The sequence below is a fragment of the Magnetococcales bacterium genome (assembly GCA_015231175.1).
Taxonomy (GTDB): Bacteria; Pseudomonadota; Magnetococcia; order Magnetococcales; family DC0425bin3; genus HA3dbin3.
On sequence record JADGBZ010000074.1, the window covers coordinates 1 to 17,053 of the forward strand.

Below are 17,053 nucleotides of genomic sequence, written 5' to 3' on the forward strand. Positions count from 1 at the left end.
CTCCGTTGACTGGATCGCCGCCGTCGCACCCCACGCCCCCTCCTGTCGCTCCACCCGCTCCATCGCCCACGCCACCACCCGCACCCCCCGTCAATCTGAGCAAGGTGACCCTGGAGAAGAGGGGCGCCAGCGTCAGCCTGGAGAAAAAAAGTGCGGGCTTTGGCCAGATCCGCATCAACCTGAACTGGTCGAGAGCCGCCCCGGTGTCACGCGGTTTCTTCAGCCGCCAGGCCAAGGGGATCGACTTGGATTTAGGTTGTTTTGTCGAATTGAACGATGGCCTCAAAACGGCCATCCAGGCATTGGGCAATCGGTTCGGCTCCCTGACGGAACCCCCTTTCATCCAACTCTCCGGCGATGACCGCACGGGCGCAAACGAAGGGGGTGAAAATATGTTGATCGATGGGAATAAATGGAGTAGAATCAAAAAAGTCCTCATTTACGCCTTCATCTACGAAGGTGCCCCGAACTGGAATGCTACCGACGGCGTGGTGACGGTTTATATCCAGAATGAACCCCCGCTTGAGGTGCGCCTGACCCATGGCCGCGATCACTGTGCCATGTGCGCCATTGCCGTCCTGGAAAATGTCCAGGGGGCGATCAAGGTCACAAAACTCGCCGAATATTTCCGTGGGCAAAGCGATATGGACCAGGCCTACGGATGGGGCTTCCAGTGGCGTGCCGGAAACAAGGACTGATGGGCTGGTGATACCGACAGGAAACATACAACAAGGAAAGTGCGAGGTGATATATGGGTTTTTTTGACGATCTCAAAGCCAAGGCGCAACAGATGCAATCCTCTGTCGCTACCGAAATGACCAAATTTCGTAACCGTGACCTGATGGAAGCCGTCATGGCCGGATGCGCCCTGGTGGCGGCGGCTGATGGCAATGCCTCCTCGGAAGAGAAACAAAAAATGATGGGTTTCATTCGCAACTCGGAAGCCCTCAAACACTACGACATGAACGTCGTGATCAACTCCTTCCAGCAACACATCGGCAAACTGGAGTTCGACTATGCCCTGGGCAAGGCGGAAGCCCTGAAAGTGATCAGCAAAATTGCCAAAAAAACCGATGAATCCAGGCTCCTGGTGCGGGTGTGCTGCGTCATTGGCGCCTCGGATGGCCATTTTGACGATCAGGAAAAAAAAGTGGTTCGCGAAATCTGCCGGGAACTCGGTCTGCCCCCTGCCGATTTTGACCTCTGAACAGATGAACCGTCCAAACCATCCGACCCGAACCGGTCGGAGAATCAAGGGCAGAAGGTAACTATTCACCGCCCGGTCACGCATCGGGGTCCAGGGGGCTGGCTCCCTGGCAGATCCAGGACAGAGTCCTGGTGGGGTTCGGGGCGAAGCCCTGACAAAGGCTTTCATATCCAGGCTTTTCTTGAAACGGTGCTGACATAGTTACGGCAGAAGCAACGGAAGAAGAGTCCGTCACCCAACAGGCAATTACCAAACGGGAGGAAATCCATGAGTGTCAGTTTGAGCAAGGGAGGGAATGTCTCCCTCAGCAAGGAAGAGCCGGGCCTGACCCAAATTTTGGTGGGTCTGGGTTGGGATGCCCGGGCGACTGATGGCGCCGATTTCGACCTTGATGCCAGCGCCTTCCTGCTGAAAGCCGATGGCAAAGTTCGCGCTGACAGCGATTTTGTCTTCTACAACAACATGCGCAGCACAGATGGCAGTGTCGAGCATGTTGGAGACAACCGTACCGGGGCCGGCGAAGGGGATGACGAGTCCCTCAAAATTGATCTCGCCAAGGTGCCGACCGAGGTCCAGAAGATCGTCTTCTCCGTCACCATCCACGAAGCGGATGTCCGGAAACAAAACTTTGGCATGGTTCGCAATGCGTTCATCCGCGTCGTCAACGACGCCAACGCCCGGGAGATCACCCGTTATGATCTCTCCGAAGATGCATCCACGGAAACTGCCATGGTTTTTGGCGAGGTCTACCGGAATAACACCGAGTGGAAATTCCGCGCCGTCGGCCAGGGGTTTGCCGGTGGTCTGGGGCCTATGGCCAAAAGCTTTGGCGTCAACGTGGGTTGAGTGCCTCAGGGGAAGGGGATCCCGTGGTTCCCTTCCCCGCATCGTTGTTCGCTGAAATTGACGGGGTTTGTTCATGGAACATTTTGGCTTTCCGCTGGAAACGATCTCTATTTTTGTTGGCGTGATCGTGGTGTCGCTCTATATGGATCTGCACGCACATCCCCAGGATAAGGAGATCACCTTCCGCGACGCGGTTCTCTGGTCCGGTTTTTGGGTCTGTGTCGCTCTGGGTTTTTATGTCTACCTGTACCTGAAATTTGACAAATCCTGGGCCAATCTCTACCTGGCCGGATACGTGCTGGAAAAATCGCTTTCGGTGGACAACCTGATGGTGTTCATCGCCATCTTTTCCAGCTTTGCCATCCATGGCGCCATGCAGCACCGGATCCTCTACTACGGCATCATCGGAGCCTTGGCGTTTCGAGCCATCTTCGTCCTGGCCGGCACCTCCCTTTTTGCCATGAGCTCCTGGGTGGAGTACGTCTTTGCCGCCATCGTTGCCTGGAGCGGCTGGAAAATGCTCACTGCGGAACAGGCCGAGAAGGAGATCAAGGATTACTCCCACCACTGGTCGGTCACCATGACCGAAAAGGTGCTGCCGGTTTTTCCGCGCCTGCACGGTGGACGGTTTTTTCTCAGCAAAAAGGAGGTTGAACAGGCCAAGCAATCCGATGCGACGATCAGCGTAACGCGACCTGCGGCCCTCTATGCCACGCCGGCCTTGCTGTGTCTCATGGCCATCGAGACATCCGATGTGATGTTTGCTTTCGATTCGGTGCCTGCGGTTATTGCCGTCACCCGGGAGCCGCTTCTGGTCTATGCAGCCATGATCTTTGCCATCCTTGGCCTGCGGTCGTTGTATTTCGTTCTGGCCGCCCTGACCAAATATTTGGTGCATCTGTCCAAAGCCGTCATTGCCCTGCTGTTTTTCATAGCCGGCAAACTGGCCCTGACGGCCACCAATCATATCTTCCACTGGCCTGGATTTGACATCTCCCCCAATGCCAGCCTGCTGGTGGTCGTAGGCGTGTTGGGGCTGGGCGTTCTGGCCTCGTTCATCTGGCCGGAAAAAGATGACTCAAAAACCGGGTAGCCGCCCGGCGCCAGTGGTTCAACCGTGTTGATTTGACGTGCAGAAAGGTTCCAATGCTCCGGGAATGGCTGAGCCATGAGTCGGGGTTCAGGGGGCTGGCTCTCAGGCTCAGTCCAGGGCGGCGCTCTGGTGGGTTTCGGGGCGAAGCCCTGTCAAAGGCTTTCATATCCAGGCTTTTCTTGCAAGGGTGCTGAATGGTTGCAAAAGGCGAAGCCCTGTCAAAGGCTTTCATATCCAAGCTCTTCTTGCAAGGGTGCTGAATGGGTGCAAAGCTGGTTGCAAAGCTGGTTGCAAAGCTGGCTGGTGTCCTGTTCGTTACGGTGGGACTTTTTCCATTGCCGACACAGGCCAAGACTCTCTACCAGTGTGGCAATGAACAGGGTGGGTATGAGCTGAGCAGTGAGCCCTGCAAGGCGGCTCCTGCTCCGTCCGGTGTTGTGAAGCTGCCGGGGTCAGCGCAACCCCAGCCGCGAAAAGCCGCGCCACCGGGTGTTTTTCCACAGGAGGAGTCGGAACCACAAACGGCTTCCGAACCGGAAAAAAAGGGTTCCCCGACCGGCAAGAAGGGTGAGGCACACGCCAAAAAGTCCGATTCTGCCATCCAAAAAGCCAAAGAGCTGTCCAGTTCCGCCACCGGGCTCATGGCGGCAGGCAACAACGGGGGCGCCATCGCCGCCCTTGAGGAGGCTTGGCGGCTCAATCCAAAAAATCCGATTGTCCTGCTCAACCTGGGCGTGGCTCACAATCGCAACGGAAACTGGACCCGGGCCAGAACCTACTACCAGCAGGCCATGGAGTTTGAATACCGAAAGAAGGCTCGGGAGGGTGTCGAAACCAAAATCACCAATCCCCACAGCCTTAACTATGGCAAAAGCCTGATCGATGTTGTTCTCGACAGTTGGAATCGGGGACAACCAAGAGAAGAAGTCTTTGAGTTGAAAGGGAGTCCAATCAAGGGAAAGGATCTTTACGACTCTTTTTGCGCCAACCAGTGCCACCAGGCGCATGGCTGGGGTACCACGCAAGGGGAGTTGCCGCAGATTTCCGGTCAGCATGCTCCGGTGTTGCTCAGGCAGTGGCTCGATATTGTGAAAAAAAATCGCGAGACGCCCAGCATGAGCCGTCACGCCCAGGTGGATGCCATGGGTGGCGAGCAGGCCATGGCCGATGTGACGGCCTATATCGCAAGGTTGCCCATGACCCCTTTTCATGGTCAAGGACCAGGGACGGAACTGCTTATGGGAAAAAATCTTTATCATGACCATTGCGCACGTTGTCATGGCCAGACGGGGGAGGGAGATGGCCCCAACCTTGTCCCACGGATCCAGGGGCAACACCATGCCTACATGGCGCGGCAGTACGGGATGATGCGCAGTGGCCAGCATCACGCGCTGCACCCTCTCAAGGCGTTGCAGTTGCATGACCTGACCGATGAGCATATCCGGGGTATCCTGGATTATGTGTCGCGTTTTTCGGTCGATACGGGGTTGTTGGCGCCGAAATAAAGGTAACTATTCCGCAACTATCCACCACTTGGCAACGAAGCGGGGTCCAGGGGGCTGGCTCCCTGGCAGGTCCAGGACAGAGTCCTGGTGGGGTTCGGGGCGAAGCCCTGACAAAGGCTTTCATATCCAAGCCTTTCCTGAAAGGGTGCTGAATAGTTACACTATTCCAAGTTTTTCTTGTCACTTCAGTAAGGTTGTTACATACTTGAACAGTTGCACAGGGCTGACCGGTTCCCGGTTACAGACGATCTGCACATCCAGGGCGGCGGCGGCGCTGCCGAGGAACAAGGCCAGTTCCGGACTCAATCCCCCCCCTATCGCCAAGCCAGCCAAAGAGAGAAAGGCATCACCAGCGCCAATATTGTCCACCACCCGGGTGGCAAGGGCCGGAACACGATAGGTGGAGGCGGTCTTCGTATTCAGCATCATGGCCCCCACCGATCCCATGGTGATGGCGATCTGTTCGGCCTTGACCCGCTGACCGATCTGCAACGTGACCTGTTCCAAAGGGTCATGACGGTTGTGGGCGGCTTGGCGTACCTCAGGTTCGTTGAGGGAGACAAAGTCGGCGCGGGGATAGCGGGTGATGGCGTGATAGCCCCGACTGCCGCTGTTGATCTGGGTGTTGACCGCCAAAAAACGGGCGGAAGCACAAATCGCCTCGATCATGGCGGCGGAGATGAAACCATTGCCATAATCCGGAACGATCACAACGTCATAGGTGTGGGCGTGGGTCTGGATCCAGGCGAGAATTTGTTCTTCAATCCTGGGGGTCAGGGGGTTTGGGTCATAAAAATAGACCTCGAACAACTTGCGGGCATCTACGTCCACAAAACGGCGTTTGACCAGTGTCTGGGATTGCTCATAATAAAAAAAAGCGGGGCGCACACGCTCTTCGAGACGGGAGCGGATGAATGGCTCGTGATGATCGTTGCGGCCAAGACCAGTCAACAAAGTGACCTCGGCGGCAAATCCAGCCAGGTGATTGGCAATGGCCAGAGAACCGCCGGCAAATTGTTCCATGGAGTCAAAACGAACCGCCAGAACGTCTGGACTTTTGCCGGTGATGCCCATCGAGGTGGAGTAGCAATATTCATCGACAATGGCCTCGCCCACCACCAAAACCTTCAATTTTTCCAGGGAGAGAATTTGGTCGATAATGGCCCCGGATTGATATCGGGAACGAAAATTTTGGAGAAACTCCTTGGTCGATGCGGGAAACAGGTCAAAGTGCTCATTGAGCAGACTGGTGGAACTGAAAACGATCTCATCAGTATAGAAAACGCGCCCGCCGAAACTCTCCACGGCCTTTTGTTCGATGACAATGTTGCCGGTGATGTCATCCTGGGCCGCCTGGTAATCCTGCCCTTTGACGTAGACGTTGGGCTGAATCAGGTTGATGACCGGCACGGCTGTGACATCATGGTTGATGGCTACGTAGTCCACACACTCCAGAGAGGCCAGATTTTCTGCCCGCAAGTCGTGATGGAAGACCGGTCGTCCCGGCCCTTTGTTGACAAAGGGGTTGGCGGTGACGGTCACCAGGAGACAATCCCCCTCTTCACGGGCGCGCCGCAGGTGGCGGATATGTCCGGGATGCAACAGATCGAAAGTGCCGTGGCACAGAACCACGATACGGCCCAGCTTTTTCAATTCAGTCGCTTTTTGGCCCAGGTCGTTCAGGGAGAGAATTTTGTCGCCAATAGCCATGATCTTCTCTTTTTGCGGGTACGGGGGAGTGCGGCTCGACTTGTAAACATTTTGCATCCCCGGTTTGGGGGTGCGGAGCGGATATGAAAACGCAAGATTCAAGCCAAGACTATTCAGCACCTATCGTCTTTTTCTTCGATGCGTTCCACGACAAAGCCGGCATCTTCGATCAGACTCACCGTCTTTTTTGTCGTATCTCCGCCGGTGTTGAGATACCCCTCGCTGAAAACGGCATTGGCCGGATAAAGCGCCAGGGTTTCCAGGGAGCGCAGGTTGCTTTCGCGGCCTCCGGCGGCGCGGATCTCGGCATCCGGGTTGGTCAGACGAAACAGGGCCAGAACCCGCAGGCAATATTGTGGCGTCAGGGCGTTGATGACCCCCAGACGCGCCCCTTCGATGTGGACATAAAAGTTGACTGGAATGGAGCGTGCTTGCAGGCGGCGCAATGTCATGGCCACCTCCAACACTTCGGCAGGCGTTTCGCCCATGCCGATGATGATGCCGCTGCACACTTCCAACCCCACTTTGCGGGCGTTTTCCAGGGTGTGCAGACGATCCGCATAGCCGTGGCTGGTGCAAATGGCGCCGTAGTGGTTTTCAGCCGTGTTCAGGTTGTGATTGTAGCGGTCCAAGCCGGCTTCTTTCAGGGTTTTTGCCATCTTTTCATCGATGAACCCTGCCGAGAGGCACACTTCCACGGGCCATTGCGCCTTGATCTGACGCACCAGACCGGCCATGTGGTCAACCCGGTTTTCGGTGGGACCACGACCCGAGAGGACAATACAGTAGCGAAACGCCCCGGCCTCCCAGGTTTTTTTGGCCCCGACCAGGATCTCCTCATCGGGTTTGAGGTGGAATTTGGTGATTTTGGCTTCGCTGCCGGCGGCTTGTGCGCAGTAGTTGCAGTCTTCCGGACAATAGCCGTTTTGGACATTATTCAAAATTTGCACCCGCACATAGCGCCCAAAATAGCGGGCACGGACTTGATAGGCCGCATGCATGAGGGGCAGCAACTCCAGGTTTGGATCGGTCAGAATGCGCATGGCGGCATCGGCGGGAATCGTTTCTCCTGCCAGGGCGAGGCGTGTCATCTCGTCGTAAAAAGCGTCGTGCATAAGGTCAATTTCCTTGGCGAAAGTGGCCATACAAAATGTGGTGGGTTATGGAGAAGCCGGGGTTCGGATTGCCGTGGCACAGGAGGCGGCGCATTTGGCCGGCTGTGGCGGGTTGGTGGTTGTGGGCGGCCTGGTGGGCGCCGAGTGCTTTCAACTCCTGCAAAAAGGCCCATGGGTTCGGGTGCTGTTGGGTGATGCGTTCTTCGGTCACCTGGCCTTGGCCAGTTGTGGGCCACATGGCCTGCAACTGATCGCTGGATGGATAGTGGGGTGTGCCGCAGGTCATGGCTGACTGGTCACAAAGGTGGCGCCACTCCTGGAATGTCTCCTGGCCCAGCGTGGAAAACATCAGCCATCCGCCGGGATTCAGCAGTGCGGCGAGGCGATGCAGGGCGGTTGGGAGGTTGTCGAACCATTGCACGGTCATGCTGGAGGTGATGAGATCCCACCCGGCGTTGACGGCGGGATATTCGCCATCCATGGTTGCGAAATGGGCCTGATTGGATGGGATTTGCAGAGTGTTGCGGCAGCGGAGGAGCATGGGGTGGGCGATATCGGTCAGGAGGATGCGGCTGTCGGGCCAGTGCTTGTGCAGGTGGACGCTGAGGAAGCCGGAGCCGCAGCCCAGTTCCAGAATGTAGGGTCTGGGTGGCAGGTCTAAATTGTGGAGATGTCTGGCGAGATTGTTGGCGACCTGGAGTTGGACTTTCGCCTGGGTGTGGTAGGTGGAGGCGGTGGAGAAGGCCGTCGTGATTTTTTGTTTGCGCAAGAAAGGGTTCATAAAAAAAAACGATTGAAAGACTGGGATGGAGGTCCAGGAAGAAGGGCTGCGCCCTTCCTCCTGGTGGGGTTTGGGGCGAAGCCCCAATGAAATATCATTCCATAAAAAAAACGATTGAAAGACTGGGATGGAGGTCCAGGAGGAAGGGCTGCGCCCTTCCTCCTGGTGGGGTTTGGGGCGAAGCCCCAATGAAATATCATTCCATCTTTGTTTCTCATAAGATTAAAAATGCCATCCACTTCGAGATGTTCGCTTTTCCCGGCTTTTCTGGGGCTTTGCCCCAGACCCCACTGGGGGATGAATCCCCCAGACCCCCTCTTTTTTTCAATCGTTTTCTTTTTTTGTTTTTTTGAGGAACTCTTCCAATTTTTCCACACACCAGGCCGGCTGTAGCAGCGGCAGCATGTGATGGCCATTTTCCAACCAGTGGCAACTCATTTTTTCGTGATCGGCAAAAAGTTGCCGTGTATGAGCGGGCAAAACCACGGCATCATCTGTGCCTGCCAGGGCGAGAATGGGCAGGGTCAATCCGGCCAGGAGATCCCGGTTATCCCACTTCTCCAGCCATTGCAGACCCAGGAGCAACCGGTTCTGATCGAGGGCGGCCATGGGGATGGGACCAAGATCCATGGGCAAGCCGGCTTTTTGGCGAAAATCCCGCAACAACGTTTCCGGATCCGTGCGGCAGCGGCTGGCCATGCCGTGTAAAATTTTGGGATGGACCCCATGTGCAAGACCGTCTCCCCGGCAAAAGCGCGTGAAGCCGTTGATGCTGACCAGACCCAGGCAATGGGTCATGGGCAGGCGTTCCTGGCGCATCTCTTCCAATAGCCAGAGAAACCCAAGGGAGTGGCCGATGCCCACCCAGGGGGTTGAGGGGATGTGCAGGGGGGTGGGGCTGGCAAAAAATCCCAGATCCGGCAACTGGTGACGCCACTCGGGAAGGCGGCGGGTCATGCCGCGCCACATGCCTGGACCCAATGCCCATCCATGCACCCACACCAGCTCCGGTTTCATGGGGAACTCTCGTGTCGAATGCGGGCCATTACCGGGGCCATCGCCTCCAGATTGGCCAGGTCGGTCTCCAGGTGGGCGGCACTCAGGGAAAAACGGATGCGACTGCTTCCGACCGGCACGGTGGGTGGGCGAATGGCCACCGCCAGCATACCAGAGGCCTCCAACCGGCGGGAGAGGAGCAGGGCCTGTGTCGCCGACCCGGTGATGAGGGGGATGATCTGGGTCGAAGAGAGCCCGGTATCCAGACCGGCGGCACGAAAGACCTGGCGCAAATGTGTGGCCCGGGCGAGCAGTTGTTGTCGCAGCGGCGCCATGGTTGGCAGCAGGTCCAGTGCGGCATCCATGGCGCCCAACACGGCAGGCGGCAGAGCTGTGGCGTAGATCAGGCCCCCACAGTGATTGACCAAAAAATCGACCAGCTCCCGGGAGCAGGCTGCATAGGCGCCAAAACTTCCCAACCCTTTGCTGAAGGTGCCCATGGCCAGATCCACCTGACCGGGAAAAGCCGCCGACAGGCCAAATCCATCCGGTCCCAGCACACCCGTGGCATGCGCCTCGTCCAGGTAGAGAAAAGCGTTATGGCGATTTTTTAACGCGACCAGCCCGGCCACATCGACCTGATCCCCATCCATGCTGAAAACAGTTTCAGAAAGGATGAAACGTGGTCCGGGTTTGTCACGATGCTGATTCAGCAGATCTTCCAGGTGATTCAGATCGGCGTGCCGGTAGCGGATCTGCCGCACGCCGGCGGCCCGACAGCCGTGGTGGATACTGGCATGATTGAGACGATCGGAAAAAACCAGGGGTTGGGCGCCCAGAATGTGGGGATCCAGCAAGGCCCCCAGAATGGCCACGTTGGCCTGGTAGCCGGAGTTGAAGAGCAGGGCGGAGGGGGATCTTTTGCCTGACGCCAGCTTTTGTTCCACCCCGGCAAACATCTCCAGATTGCCGGATACCAACCGCGAAGCGCGCGACCCGGCCCCCCAACGCGCCGCCCAGCTCTGACTGCGTTGGATCAATTCCGGATGTTCGGCCAATCCCAGGTAGTCGTTGGCAGAAAAATTGACCAACTCCTGACCATTGACCTGAACACGCCCTCCAGGCAGAGGGATTATGGAACGGAGAGCGCGCAGTTGGTCAGCCTTTTGGCGATGTTGGATGAATGCACGGTAGGATGTGTATGGCATGCAGGATCCTGATCGACAATAAAAAACGCAACCGAGACCGAGGCTGTCAACCCCCATGATATACTTGGTTGACAACTATGGCCATGCCGAATATTTACGTCAACAGGGCAGTCGCAGATCGCTTCTTGGGATTGGGGTCCAGGGAGCTGGCTCCCTGGCAGGTCAAGGGCAGCGCCCTTGCGGGTCAAGGGCAGCGCCCTTGCGGGGTTCGGGGCAGCGCCCCGTTTTGTTTTTGTGCGCCCCCCCCTTCTCCCAGGCCTTTTTTGCGCTGTTTGCAAAAAAGGCCCAGGGGGGCGGGCCATGGTCTGCCACCTGGCGCGTCTTTTTGCGCCAGATGGCAGACGTATTGCGGGTTTTTCGAGTCGTCACCATAGTCGTCACCATGTTTTTATGGTATATTTTTTGCTTAAAAGCAGCGCAGCCTGGAAAAGGTGTTTTGCCTTGCCGGCCCGCACGAGACGGGCACGGGAATCACTTCAAAAATACCGGGAGCAAAAATGCGTAAACGTGTTCACATGGTCCTGTCGGCGTTGATTCTGTCGCTCTACGGTGGTGGTTGCGGGGGGGGGGAAGGCGGAGGCAGTCCGGCTGTGACCACCGAAACCCCATCTGCCTCGACCTCTACACCGTCCACTTCTACCGGCTATTTTATCGATGCCCCCGTGCAGGGATTGGCCTATTCAACGCCGACCCAAAGTGGTAAAACCACCAGCCAGGGGGTTTATCTCTATGTTCCTGGGGAGATTGTGACGTTCAAGGTCGGTGATGTCGTGCTGGGAAGCGCCCCGGGGTCGTCCACTCCGATCAGTCCGATGCACCTTGGTGGAGCAGGAACCACGCGAAGCTCGCAGAAAGTTAAAAATATTGCGACCTTTCTCCAATCCCTTGACCCGAACAAAGGGGCGGGGGCTGCTTTGGTGATTTCCGATGCTGTCCACCAACAACTGACCTCAACCATCACATCGGCCAATACGGGCATTATCGCCAATCTGCTTGCAGATTTTAAATCCGGCAGTAATGTCAGCAGCTTCAACAGTGACCTCAGCAACATTGTGGCGGCCATTTCCGCCATCTCTCCGGGGTTGACTGTCGTTCCGGAAGCGACGGCCATGAGCAACATGGTGTCCTGTCTGGCGAAACAGGGTATCAGCGTTTTCTCCGGGGCCTACTCCGACGCCGCAAAGAGTTGGAACATGATTGTCAGTGGTGACAACAATTTTGTTATTGTTCTGCCTGATGGATCGATCAAGAGTGGAGTGGTTGACAATGTCAGTGGAGATTTGAGTATACCCAACCTGGATAAATCCTCGACGACACCATACGACGCTTCCGTCACAGGAAACATCAAGGAGGATGGTTCGGTCACGATCACATGGCTTCCCACCACGACATCAACCCCATCGACCACCGCAGCAACCCCCGTCTCCCTTGCCGGAAACCAATATTCGTTTGCAAGCACCTCACCCTACGCAGGAAAGTACACGGGCACGAGCACCAGCCTTTTGAAAGATGGAGGGGGTTCGCCTGTATCGGGATTGTGGTTCATGACAGTTGACGGGAACAACAACGTCGTCACCTCCTACCACGGCAACAGCAGCGTCGTCAATTCCTACGTTGGCGCCTCTGGAACGGTGAATGACAGCGGGGATTTTAAAATTGTTGGTGCAAGTGGTTCTGTTACGGGAACCATAGCCGCAGATGGTAAAGTTACCGGATCCGAGTTCAACACGGCGGGAACCAACGTCTTTACCTTCTCCGGACAAAAGGTAAGCATCAGCATGTCGCCCTGTCCGTAAAGGATTGAGCAACTGTTCGGCACCCTTTCAAGAAGAGCCTGGATATAAAAGCCTTGATCAGGGCTTCGCCCTGGCTCCACCAGGACACCATCTTGGGCTTTACCAGGGAGCTGGCTCCCTGGATCCCGATGCGTGACCGGGTGGTAAATGGTTACTCCGGTCGTTTGATCGTTTTTTGATGGGTGCTGAACAGATCCTTTTCTGTTAGAGTCATCGACTTTGAAGGTGCGGCAACGGCCAGTGGTGCATACCCTTTTTCGGGCATAGGGGGATACGTCTGTTGATTTCCCTTCGCGGTGACTCTTCTGATCGTGATGACCCCCTGGACGATCATTTCCGGGATGAGTGTGGCGTTTTTGGGGTGTATGACCACCCGGAGGCGGCCAATCTCGTCTATCTTGGGCTTTATGCACTCCAGCACCGGGGCCAGGAGTCGGCTGGCATTGTATCGGTGGAGGATCGCATTCTTCACATCAATCGTGGACGGGGTTTGGTGGCGGATGTTTTCAAGCGCCAGGATCTGGCGCGGCTACAGGGGCGTCAGGCCATTGGCCATGTCCGCTACTCCACTTCCGGAGGGAGTGCCAGCCAGCGCAATCTCCAACCTCTGGTCGTCGATACGGCTGACGGAGGGATGGCCATCGCTCATAACGGCAACCTGGTCAATGGGGTGCAAATGCGCCGCGATCTGGAACGCCGAGGGTCCATTTTTCAATCCACCATGGACACCGAAGTGATCGTCCATCTGACGGCCCTCTCCCGACGCCAGACCTTCTACGAACGGGTGACCGAAGCTCTCTACCAGGTGCGCGGCGCCTATGCCCTGGTGGCGATGAATGAACGGCGGCTTATTGGCGTGCGGGATCCGCATGGCATTCGGCCCCTGGTTCTGGGGCGCTTGGATAACCACGGGTGGGTTTTGTCGTCGGAGACCTGTGCCCTGGATTTGATCGGCGCCCGCTTCGAGCGCGACATCGAACCCGGCGAGATGGTCACCATTGGTCCGGAAGGGTTAAAATCCTACTATCCGTTTCCACGGCGATCCCGAAAATTGTGCGTTTTCGAGTACATCTACTTTGCCCGTCCCGATTCGGCCATCGATGGGGTCAATGTCTACGAAGCCCGCAAGCGCATCGGCGCCACCCTGGCCCGGGAACATCCTGTGACGGCGGACGTGGTGGTTCCGGTTCCGGACTCGGGCGTGCCGGCTGCGCTTGGGTTTGCCCAGGCCTCCGGGATTCCGTTTGAGTTGGGTATCATCCGCAACCACTACGTGGGGCGGACTTTCATCGAGCCCCAGCAATCGATCCGCCACTTTGGGGTCAAGATCAAGCTCAACAGTCCGCCGGGCTTTTTTGCCGGAAAACGGGTCGTTCTGGTCGATGATTCCGTCGTGCGTGGTACGACCAGCCGCAAGATTGTCAAAATGGTCCGGGCTGCCGGCGCGAGTGAAGTGCATCTGCGCATCTCTTCGCCACCCACGACCCACCCCTGCTTCTATGGCATCGACACCCCCAACCAGCAGGAGCTTTTGGCGGCCAACAACTCGGTGGCGCAGATGTGTGCCTACATTGAAGCCGATTCCCTGGCCTTTGTCTCCCTGGATGGGTTGTACCAGTCGGTCAATGGCAGCGCCGACGGCTATTGCGATGCCTGTTTTTCAGGAAACTATCCCATTCCTTCTCCGAGAATAGAAAAAGAGGATACGCGGCTGACTCTGCTCCAGGAGTCCTGACCCCTTCTTCCTTTCCCCTTTCGTTTTTTTCTCAGGCATAAATCCTGCATATCTCTAACGACCGCACTCTCGTTCGGCTGTAGTCGTCAATGATTTGTCAGGGGAATGGGCATGTCTGATATGGGTTTGTTGGGGGCGACCGGGGCGTTTAAAAAAAATCTGCTGGAATTGCGCCAACGCCGTCAGGAGATCATCACCAGCAATGTAGCCAATGTGGATACCCCTGGCTACAAAGCGCGCCGCCTGGACTTTGAGGCGGAGCTGGCCGAAGCCATGCCACCGCCGCCCGGCGAGTTGGCGCTGGCCCGGACCGATGGCCGACATCTGCCGACAACTGACTTTACGGCGGCGTCCGGAAACCTGCAAGAGGTGGAGGGTGCGATCGCCAAGGGCGACGGGAACACCGTGGATATCGAACAGGAGATGTCCAGGCAGACCGCCAACCAGCTGCTCTACAACTATGCTGCGCAATCCATGGCCGGGCAGATCAGCCGGTTGCGCATGGTGATCGATGCCGGCAAGTAGGGTGTGACCGCACCGGTTTGAACGAAGAGAAGGAGGACGCAGGATGGATTTCTTGAATTCGTTTCGTGTGACGGCCTCCGGTCTGGCAGCCCAACGCCTGCGGCTGAACCTGATCGCCGAGAATGTTGCCAACGCCCAGACGACACGAACTCCCGAGGGGGGGCCATATAAACGGCGTGATCCGCATTTCATGGCGCGCCCTTTCGACGTGATGATGGACAAGGAGACGGCAGCCGGCTCCACAGGAGTCGCTGTGGATCGGGTTGTGGTGGATAATAACCCTCCCCGCATGCAGTACGATCCGACTCACCCGGATGCCAATGCGGATGGCTATGTGGCCATGCCCAATATCGATGTCATGACCGAGATGGTCAACATGATGTCGGCCAGTCGGAGTTATGAAGCCAATGTCTCCGTCTTGAATGCCACCAAGGCCATGGCAGTCAAGGCCTTGGAAATTGGACAATGACAATACACGAACAAGGATGAGCCATGAACATACAAGCCATTGATTCAAACAGCGCGATCATGTCGGGGGTCTCCTCCTTGTCATCGGCGTTCGAGACGCACGAGCCCAAGGGGAAAGGCAGTTTTTCGGAGATGTTGATCGATCAGATCAAGGAGACGGATCTGGCACAGAAAAGCGCCGATGATATGACACAACGGGCCTTGCTGGGTAATGCCGGGGTCGATCTGCACGATGCACAGATTGCATCGGCCAAGGCGGAGTTGGATATGCGCCTGCTGATTCAGGTGCGCAACAAGGCCCTGGAGGTGTATCGGGATGTGATGAGCATGTCGGTTTGATGGATCAGTTACCGGATTTTTTTGACGTGACCTATGGATAGAGTCGAGGCGACCCATGGCTGATAGAGGGAGTGATTCAACGACAACCGCCGAGGGCGAAGCTGAGCCGTGGAGCATCTCCCGATTCATGGAGCAACTGCCCCTGGCGGGCAAGAACGGCATTTTGATTGCAGCCATCGCGGCCATTATGGTTTTGGCCGCGATCATCTGGTTTGCATCCCGTCCGTCCTACAAGATGTTGTATTCCGGCATGCCGGAGGCCGAAGCGGCGCAGTTGGTGGAACAGCTTGACAAGATGAAGGTTCCCTATGAATTGGCCGATGGTGGCAAAACGGTTCGGGTGCCGCCGGACAAATTGACCCAGGTTCGCCTGGAGTTGGCCACTCTGGGAATACCCAAGACCAACGATGGGGTTGGCTACGAGATATTTGACAAGACCTCGCTGGGGGGATTGACCGACTTCATGAATCATGTCAACTACCAGCGCGCCTTGCAGGGGGAGCTGGAGCGGACGATCAAGAGTTTGTCGGCTGTCAAGAGTGCCCGGGTACACGTCGTTCTGCCGAAACGTTCCATGTTTGTCTCCGAGGAGCGCAAGGCGACGGCATCGATCACTGTGGAGTTGGCGCAACCCCTGACCGCATCCCAGATCGAGGGCATTGTCCATCTGGTGGCATCCGCCGTCGAGGGGTTGGATAAAACCAACATCACGGTCGTCGACCAGAAAGGGGCTCTCCTGGCTGGTGGACGTGAAGACTCACTCGACGGACGCATGGCGCCGGATCGCAGTCTGGGGTTGCAGTGGGAAAAAGAGAAGACCCTGGAAAAACGGGTGCAAACCATGCTCGACCGGATCCTGGGTCCGGACAAAAGCCTCATCCGGGTGACGGTCGATCTGGATCTGGCGCGGGTGGAGAGACAGGAGGAGTCCTTTGACCCGGATGGTCAGGTGACCCGGAGCGAAGAGGTCGTTACGGAACAGAGCAACGGAGTCTTTGGGAGTGGCGGCACGCCCGGTGTGCAACCCAATGATCCCAATAATACCAACACGGCTGGTGGTGGGGCCGGGTCCAAACAAAACCGCAATGTGGAGCGGGAACGGGTCAATTACGAGATTTCCAAGACCGTCAAACGGATCCAGGAGCCTGTTGGTGGGATCAAACGTTTGTCGGTGGCTGTGGTGGTGGATGGAACCTATACACCGGCGGAGAATTCCAAGGATCCGCCTGTATACCACCCCCGGGACGACAAAGAGGTGGAGAAGTTGACGGGTCTCATCAAGGAGGCCGTAGGGTTCCAGGCCAATCGTGGTGACACCATACAGGTGAGCAACACGCCGTTCGAGTCCATCAAGGTGCAGGATAACGAAATCAATCCTTGGCTGACGCCAGAGTTCCAATTGGAAATGGCCAAGTATGGCGTGTTTGGGCTGTTGGTCTTCCTGCTGGTCTTCTTCGTGATCCGGCCCATGGTCAAAACCCTGCTGATGCCGGAGAAGTTGGACGAGGATGCCCTGCCCGGGACCGTGGCGGATCTCGAACGGCGCCTGATGATGGAGGGTGTGGGAAGTTTGCCCTCGGATCAGCAAGCCAAAATGGTCATACCAGATCGCACCATGCAGTTGGCGCAGCAGTTGATCGCCGAGCATCAGGAGGAGGCGCGGGAGGTTCTGCGCTCCTGGATGAGTGAGGAGTGAAAAAAAACGTTTAAAAAACTGGGATGGAGGTCC

Annotated in this window: 16 protein-coding genes; 11 read left to right on the forward strand and 5 right to left on the reverse strand. The window is 56.8% G+C overall.

The window, feature by feature from the left end; translation table 11 throughout:
• The 5 genes from HQL63_13025 to HQL63_13045 all read left to right on the forward strand — a co-directional run.
• A partial coding sequence (locus HQL63_13025; protein MBF0177749.1) for a TerD family protein occupies positions 1 to 698 on the forward strand: 698 nt, incomplete at its 5' end.
• A 53-nt stretch (positions 699 to 751) separates the two neighbouring features.
• Entirely contained in the window at positions 752 to 1,207 is a 456-nt protein-coding gene (locus tag HQL63_13030; protein MBF0177750.1) for a tellurite resistance TerB family protein, read from the forward strand.
• A 267-nt stretch (positions 1,208 to 1,474) separates the two neighbouring features.
• Entirely contained in the window at positions 1,475 to 2,053 is a 579-nt protein-coding gene (locus HQL63_13035) for a TerD family protein (protein ID MBF0177751.1), read from the forward strand.
• 67 nt (positions 2,054 to 2,120) lie between these two features.
• A complete protein-coding gene (locus HQL63_13040) occupies positions 2,121 to 3,146 on the forward strand; it encodes a TerC/Alx family metal homeostasis membrane protein (protein MBF0177752.1) in 1,026 nt (341 codons plus the stop codon).
• Between the two features lie 260 nt (positions 3,147 to 3,406).
• A complete protein-coding gene (locus HQL63_13045; protein ID MBF0177753.1) occupies positions 3,407 to 4,651 on the forward strand; it encodes a c-type cytochrome in 1,245 nt (414 codons plus the stop codon).
• A gap of 180 nt (positions 4,652 to 4,831) precedes the next feature.
• On the opposite strand, the gene HQL63_13050 is transcribed toward HQL63_13045, so the two are convergent.
• From HQL63_13050 to HQL63_13070, 5 genes are all read right to left on the reverse strand, one after another.
• Complete coding sequence (locus HQL63_13050) at positions 4,832 to 6,361, reverse strand: adenylyltransferase/cytidyltransferase family protein (GenBank protein ID MBF0177754.1); 1,530 nt, start codon at positions 6,359 to 6,361, stop codon at positions 4,832 to 4,834.
• 113 nt (positions 6,362 to 6,474) lie between these two features.
• On the reverse strand, positions 6,475 to 7,452 hold the full coding sequence (gene bioB / locus HQL63_13055; protein MBF0177755.1) for a biotin synthase BioB: 978 nt from the start codon (positions 7,450 to 7,452) through the stop codon (positions 6,475 to 6,477).
• Positions 7,453 to 7,480: 28 nt separating this feature from the next.
• Positions 7,481 to 8,245 carry a methyltransferase domain-containing protein gene (locus tag HQL63_13060; GenBank protein MBF0177756.1) on the reverse strand — a complete coding sequence of 255 codons (765 nt, stop codon included), beginning with the start codon at positions 8,243 to 8,245 and terminating at the stop codon, positions 7,481 to 7,483.
• Between the two features lie 336 nt (positions 8,246 to 8,581).
• Complete coding sequence (locus HQL63_13065; protein ID MBF0177757.1) at positions 8,582 to 9,274, reverse strand: hypothetical protein; 693 nt, start codon at positions 9,272 to 9,274, stop codon at positions 8,582 to 8,584.
• Positions 9,271 to 10,461 (reverse strand): 8-amino-7-oxononanoate synthase, encoded by a 1,191-nt coding sequence (locus tag HQL63_13070; protein ID MBF0177758.1) that lies wholly within the window; start codon positions 10,459 to 10,461, stop codon positions 9,271 to 9,273. The genes HQL63_13065 and HQL63_13070 overlap by 4 nt, the downstream gene beginning before the upstream one ends.
• A 497-nt stretch (positions 10,462 to 10,958) precedes the next feature.
• Between HQL63_13070 and HQL63_13075 the strand changes: the two genes are divergently transcribed.
• The 6 genes from HQL63_13075 (at position 10,959) to fliF (ending at position 17,020) form a co-directional block, all read left to right on the forward strand.
• Entirely contained in the window at positions 10,959 to 12,257 is a 1,299-nt protein-coding gene (locus HQL63_13075; GenBank protein MBF0177759.1) for a hypothetical protein, read from the forward strand.
• A gap of 322 nt (positions 12,258 to 12,579) precedes the next feature.
• On the forward strand, positions 12,580 to 13,992 hold the full coding sequence (locus tag HQL63_13080) for an amidophosphoribosyltransferase (GenBank protein ID MBF0177760.1): 1,413 nt from the start codon (positions 12,580 to 12,582) through the stop codon (positions 13,990 to 13,992).
• Positions 13,993 to 14,103: 111 nt separating this feature from the next.
• The gene (gene flgB / locus HQL63_13085) at positions 14,104 to 14,517 is read left to right on the forward strand and encodes a flagellar basal body rod protein FlgB (GenBank protein MBF0177761.1); all 414 of its coding nucleotides are present in this window, start codon (positions 14,104 to 14,106) and stop codon (positions 14,515 to 14,517) included.
• Between the two features lie 43 nt (positions 14,518 to 14,560).
• Entirely contained in the window at positions 14,561 to 14,986 is a 426-nt protein-coding gene (flgC, locus tag HQL63_13090) for a flagellar basal body rod protein FlgC (GenBank protein MBF0177762.1), read from the forward strand.
• A 23-nt stretch (positions 14,987 to 15,009) separates the two neighbouring features.
• On the forward strand, positions 15,010 to 15,324 hold the full coding sequence (gene fliE / locus HQL63_13095; GenBank protein MBF0177763.1) for a flagellar hook-basal body complex protein FliE: 315 nt from the start codon (positions 15,010 to 15,012) through the stop codon (positions 15,322 to 15,324).
• 55 nt (positions 15,325 to 15,379) lie between these two features.
• On the forward strand, positions 15,380 to 17,020 hold the full coding sequence (gene fliF / locus HQL63_13100; GenBank protein ID MBF0177764.1) for a flagellar M-ring protein FliF: 1,641 nt from the start codon (positions 15,380 to 15,382) through the stop codon (positions 17,018 to 17,020).
• Positions 17,021 to 17,053 lie beyond the last annotated feature (33 nt).

What these genes read in the sequence shown, in the direction of transcription:
- HQL63_13070 (MBF0177758.1), bottom strand. Translation starts at nt 10,461, where the DNA reads ATGCCATACACATCCTACCGTGCATTCATCCAACATCGCCAAAAGGCT.
- HQL63_13035 (MBF0177751.1), top strand. Translation starts at nt 1,475, where the DNA reads ATGAGTGTCAGTTTGAGCAAGGGAGGGAATGTCTCCCTCAGCAAGGAA.
- fliF (MBF0177764.1), top strand. Translation starts at nt 15,380, where the DNA reads ATGGCTGATAGAGGGAGTGATTCAACGACAACCGCCGAGGGCGAAGCT.
- fliE (MBF0177763.1), top strand. Translation starts at nt 15,010, where the DNA reads ATGAACATACAAGCCATTGATTCAAACAGCGCGATCATGTCGGGGGTC.
- HQL63_13030 (MBF0177750.1), top strand. Translation starts at nt 752, where the DNA reads ATGGGTTTTTTTGACGATCTCAAAGCCAAGGCGCAACAGATGCAATCC.
- HQL63_13050 (MBF0177754.1), bottom strand. Translation starts at nt 6,361, where the DNA reads ATGGCTATTGGCGACAAAATTCTCTCCCTGAACGACCTGGGCCAAAAA.
- flgB (MBF0177761.1), top strand. Translation starts at nt 14,104, where the DNA reads ATGTCTGATATGGGTTTGTTGGGGGCGACCGGGGCGTTTAAAAAAAAT.
- HQL63_13045 (MBF0177753.1), top strand. Translation starts at nt 3,407, where the DNA reads ATGGGTGCAAAGCTGGTTGCAAAGCTGGTTGCAAAGCTGGCTGGTGTC.
- HQL63_13065 (MBF0177757.1), bottom strand. Translation starts at nt 9,274, where the DNA reads ATGAAACCGGAGCTGGTGTGGGTGCATGGATGGGCATTGGGTCCAGGC.
- flgC (MBF0177762.1), top strand. Translation starts at nt 14,561, where the DNA reads ATGGATTTCTTGAATTCGTTTCGTGTGACGGCCTCCGGTCTGGCAGCC.
- HQL63_13075 (MBF0177759.1), top strand. Translation starts at nt 10,959, where the DNA reads ATGCGTAAACGTGTTCACATGGTCCTGTCGGCGTTGATTCTGTCGCTC.
- bioB (MBF0177755.1), bottom strand. Translation starts at nt 7,452, where the DNA reads ATGACACGCCTCGCCCTGGCAGGAGAAACGATTCCCGCCGATGCCGCC.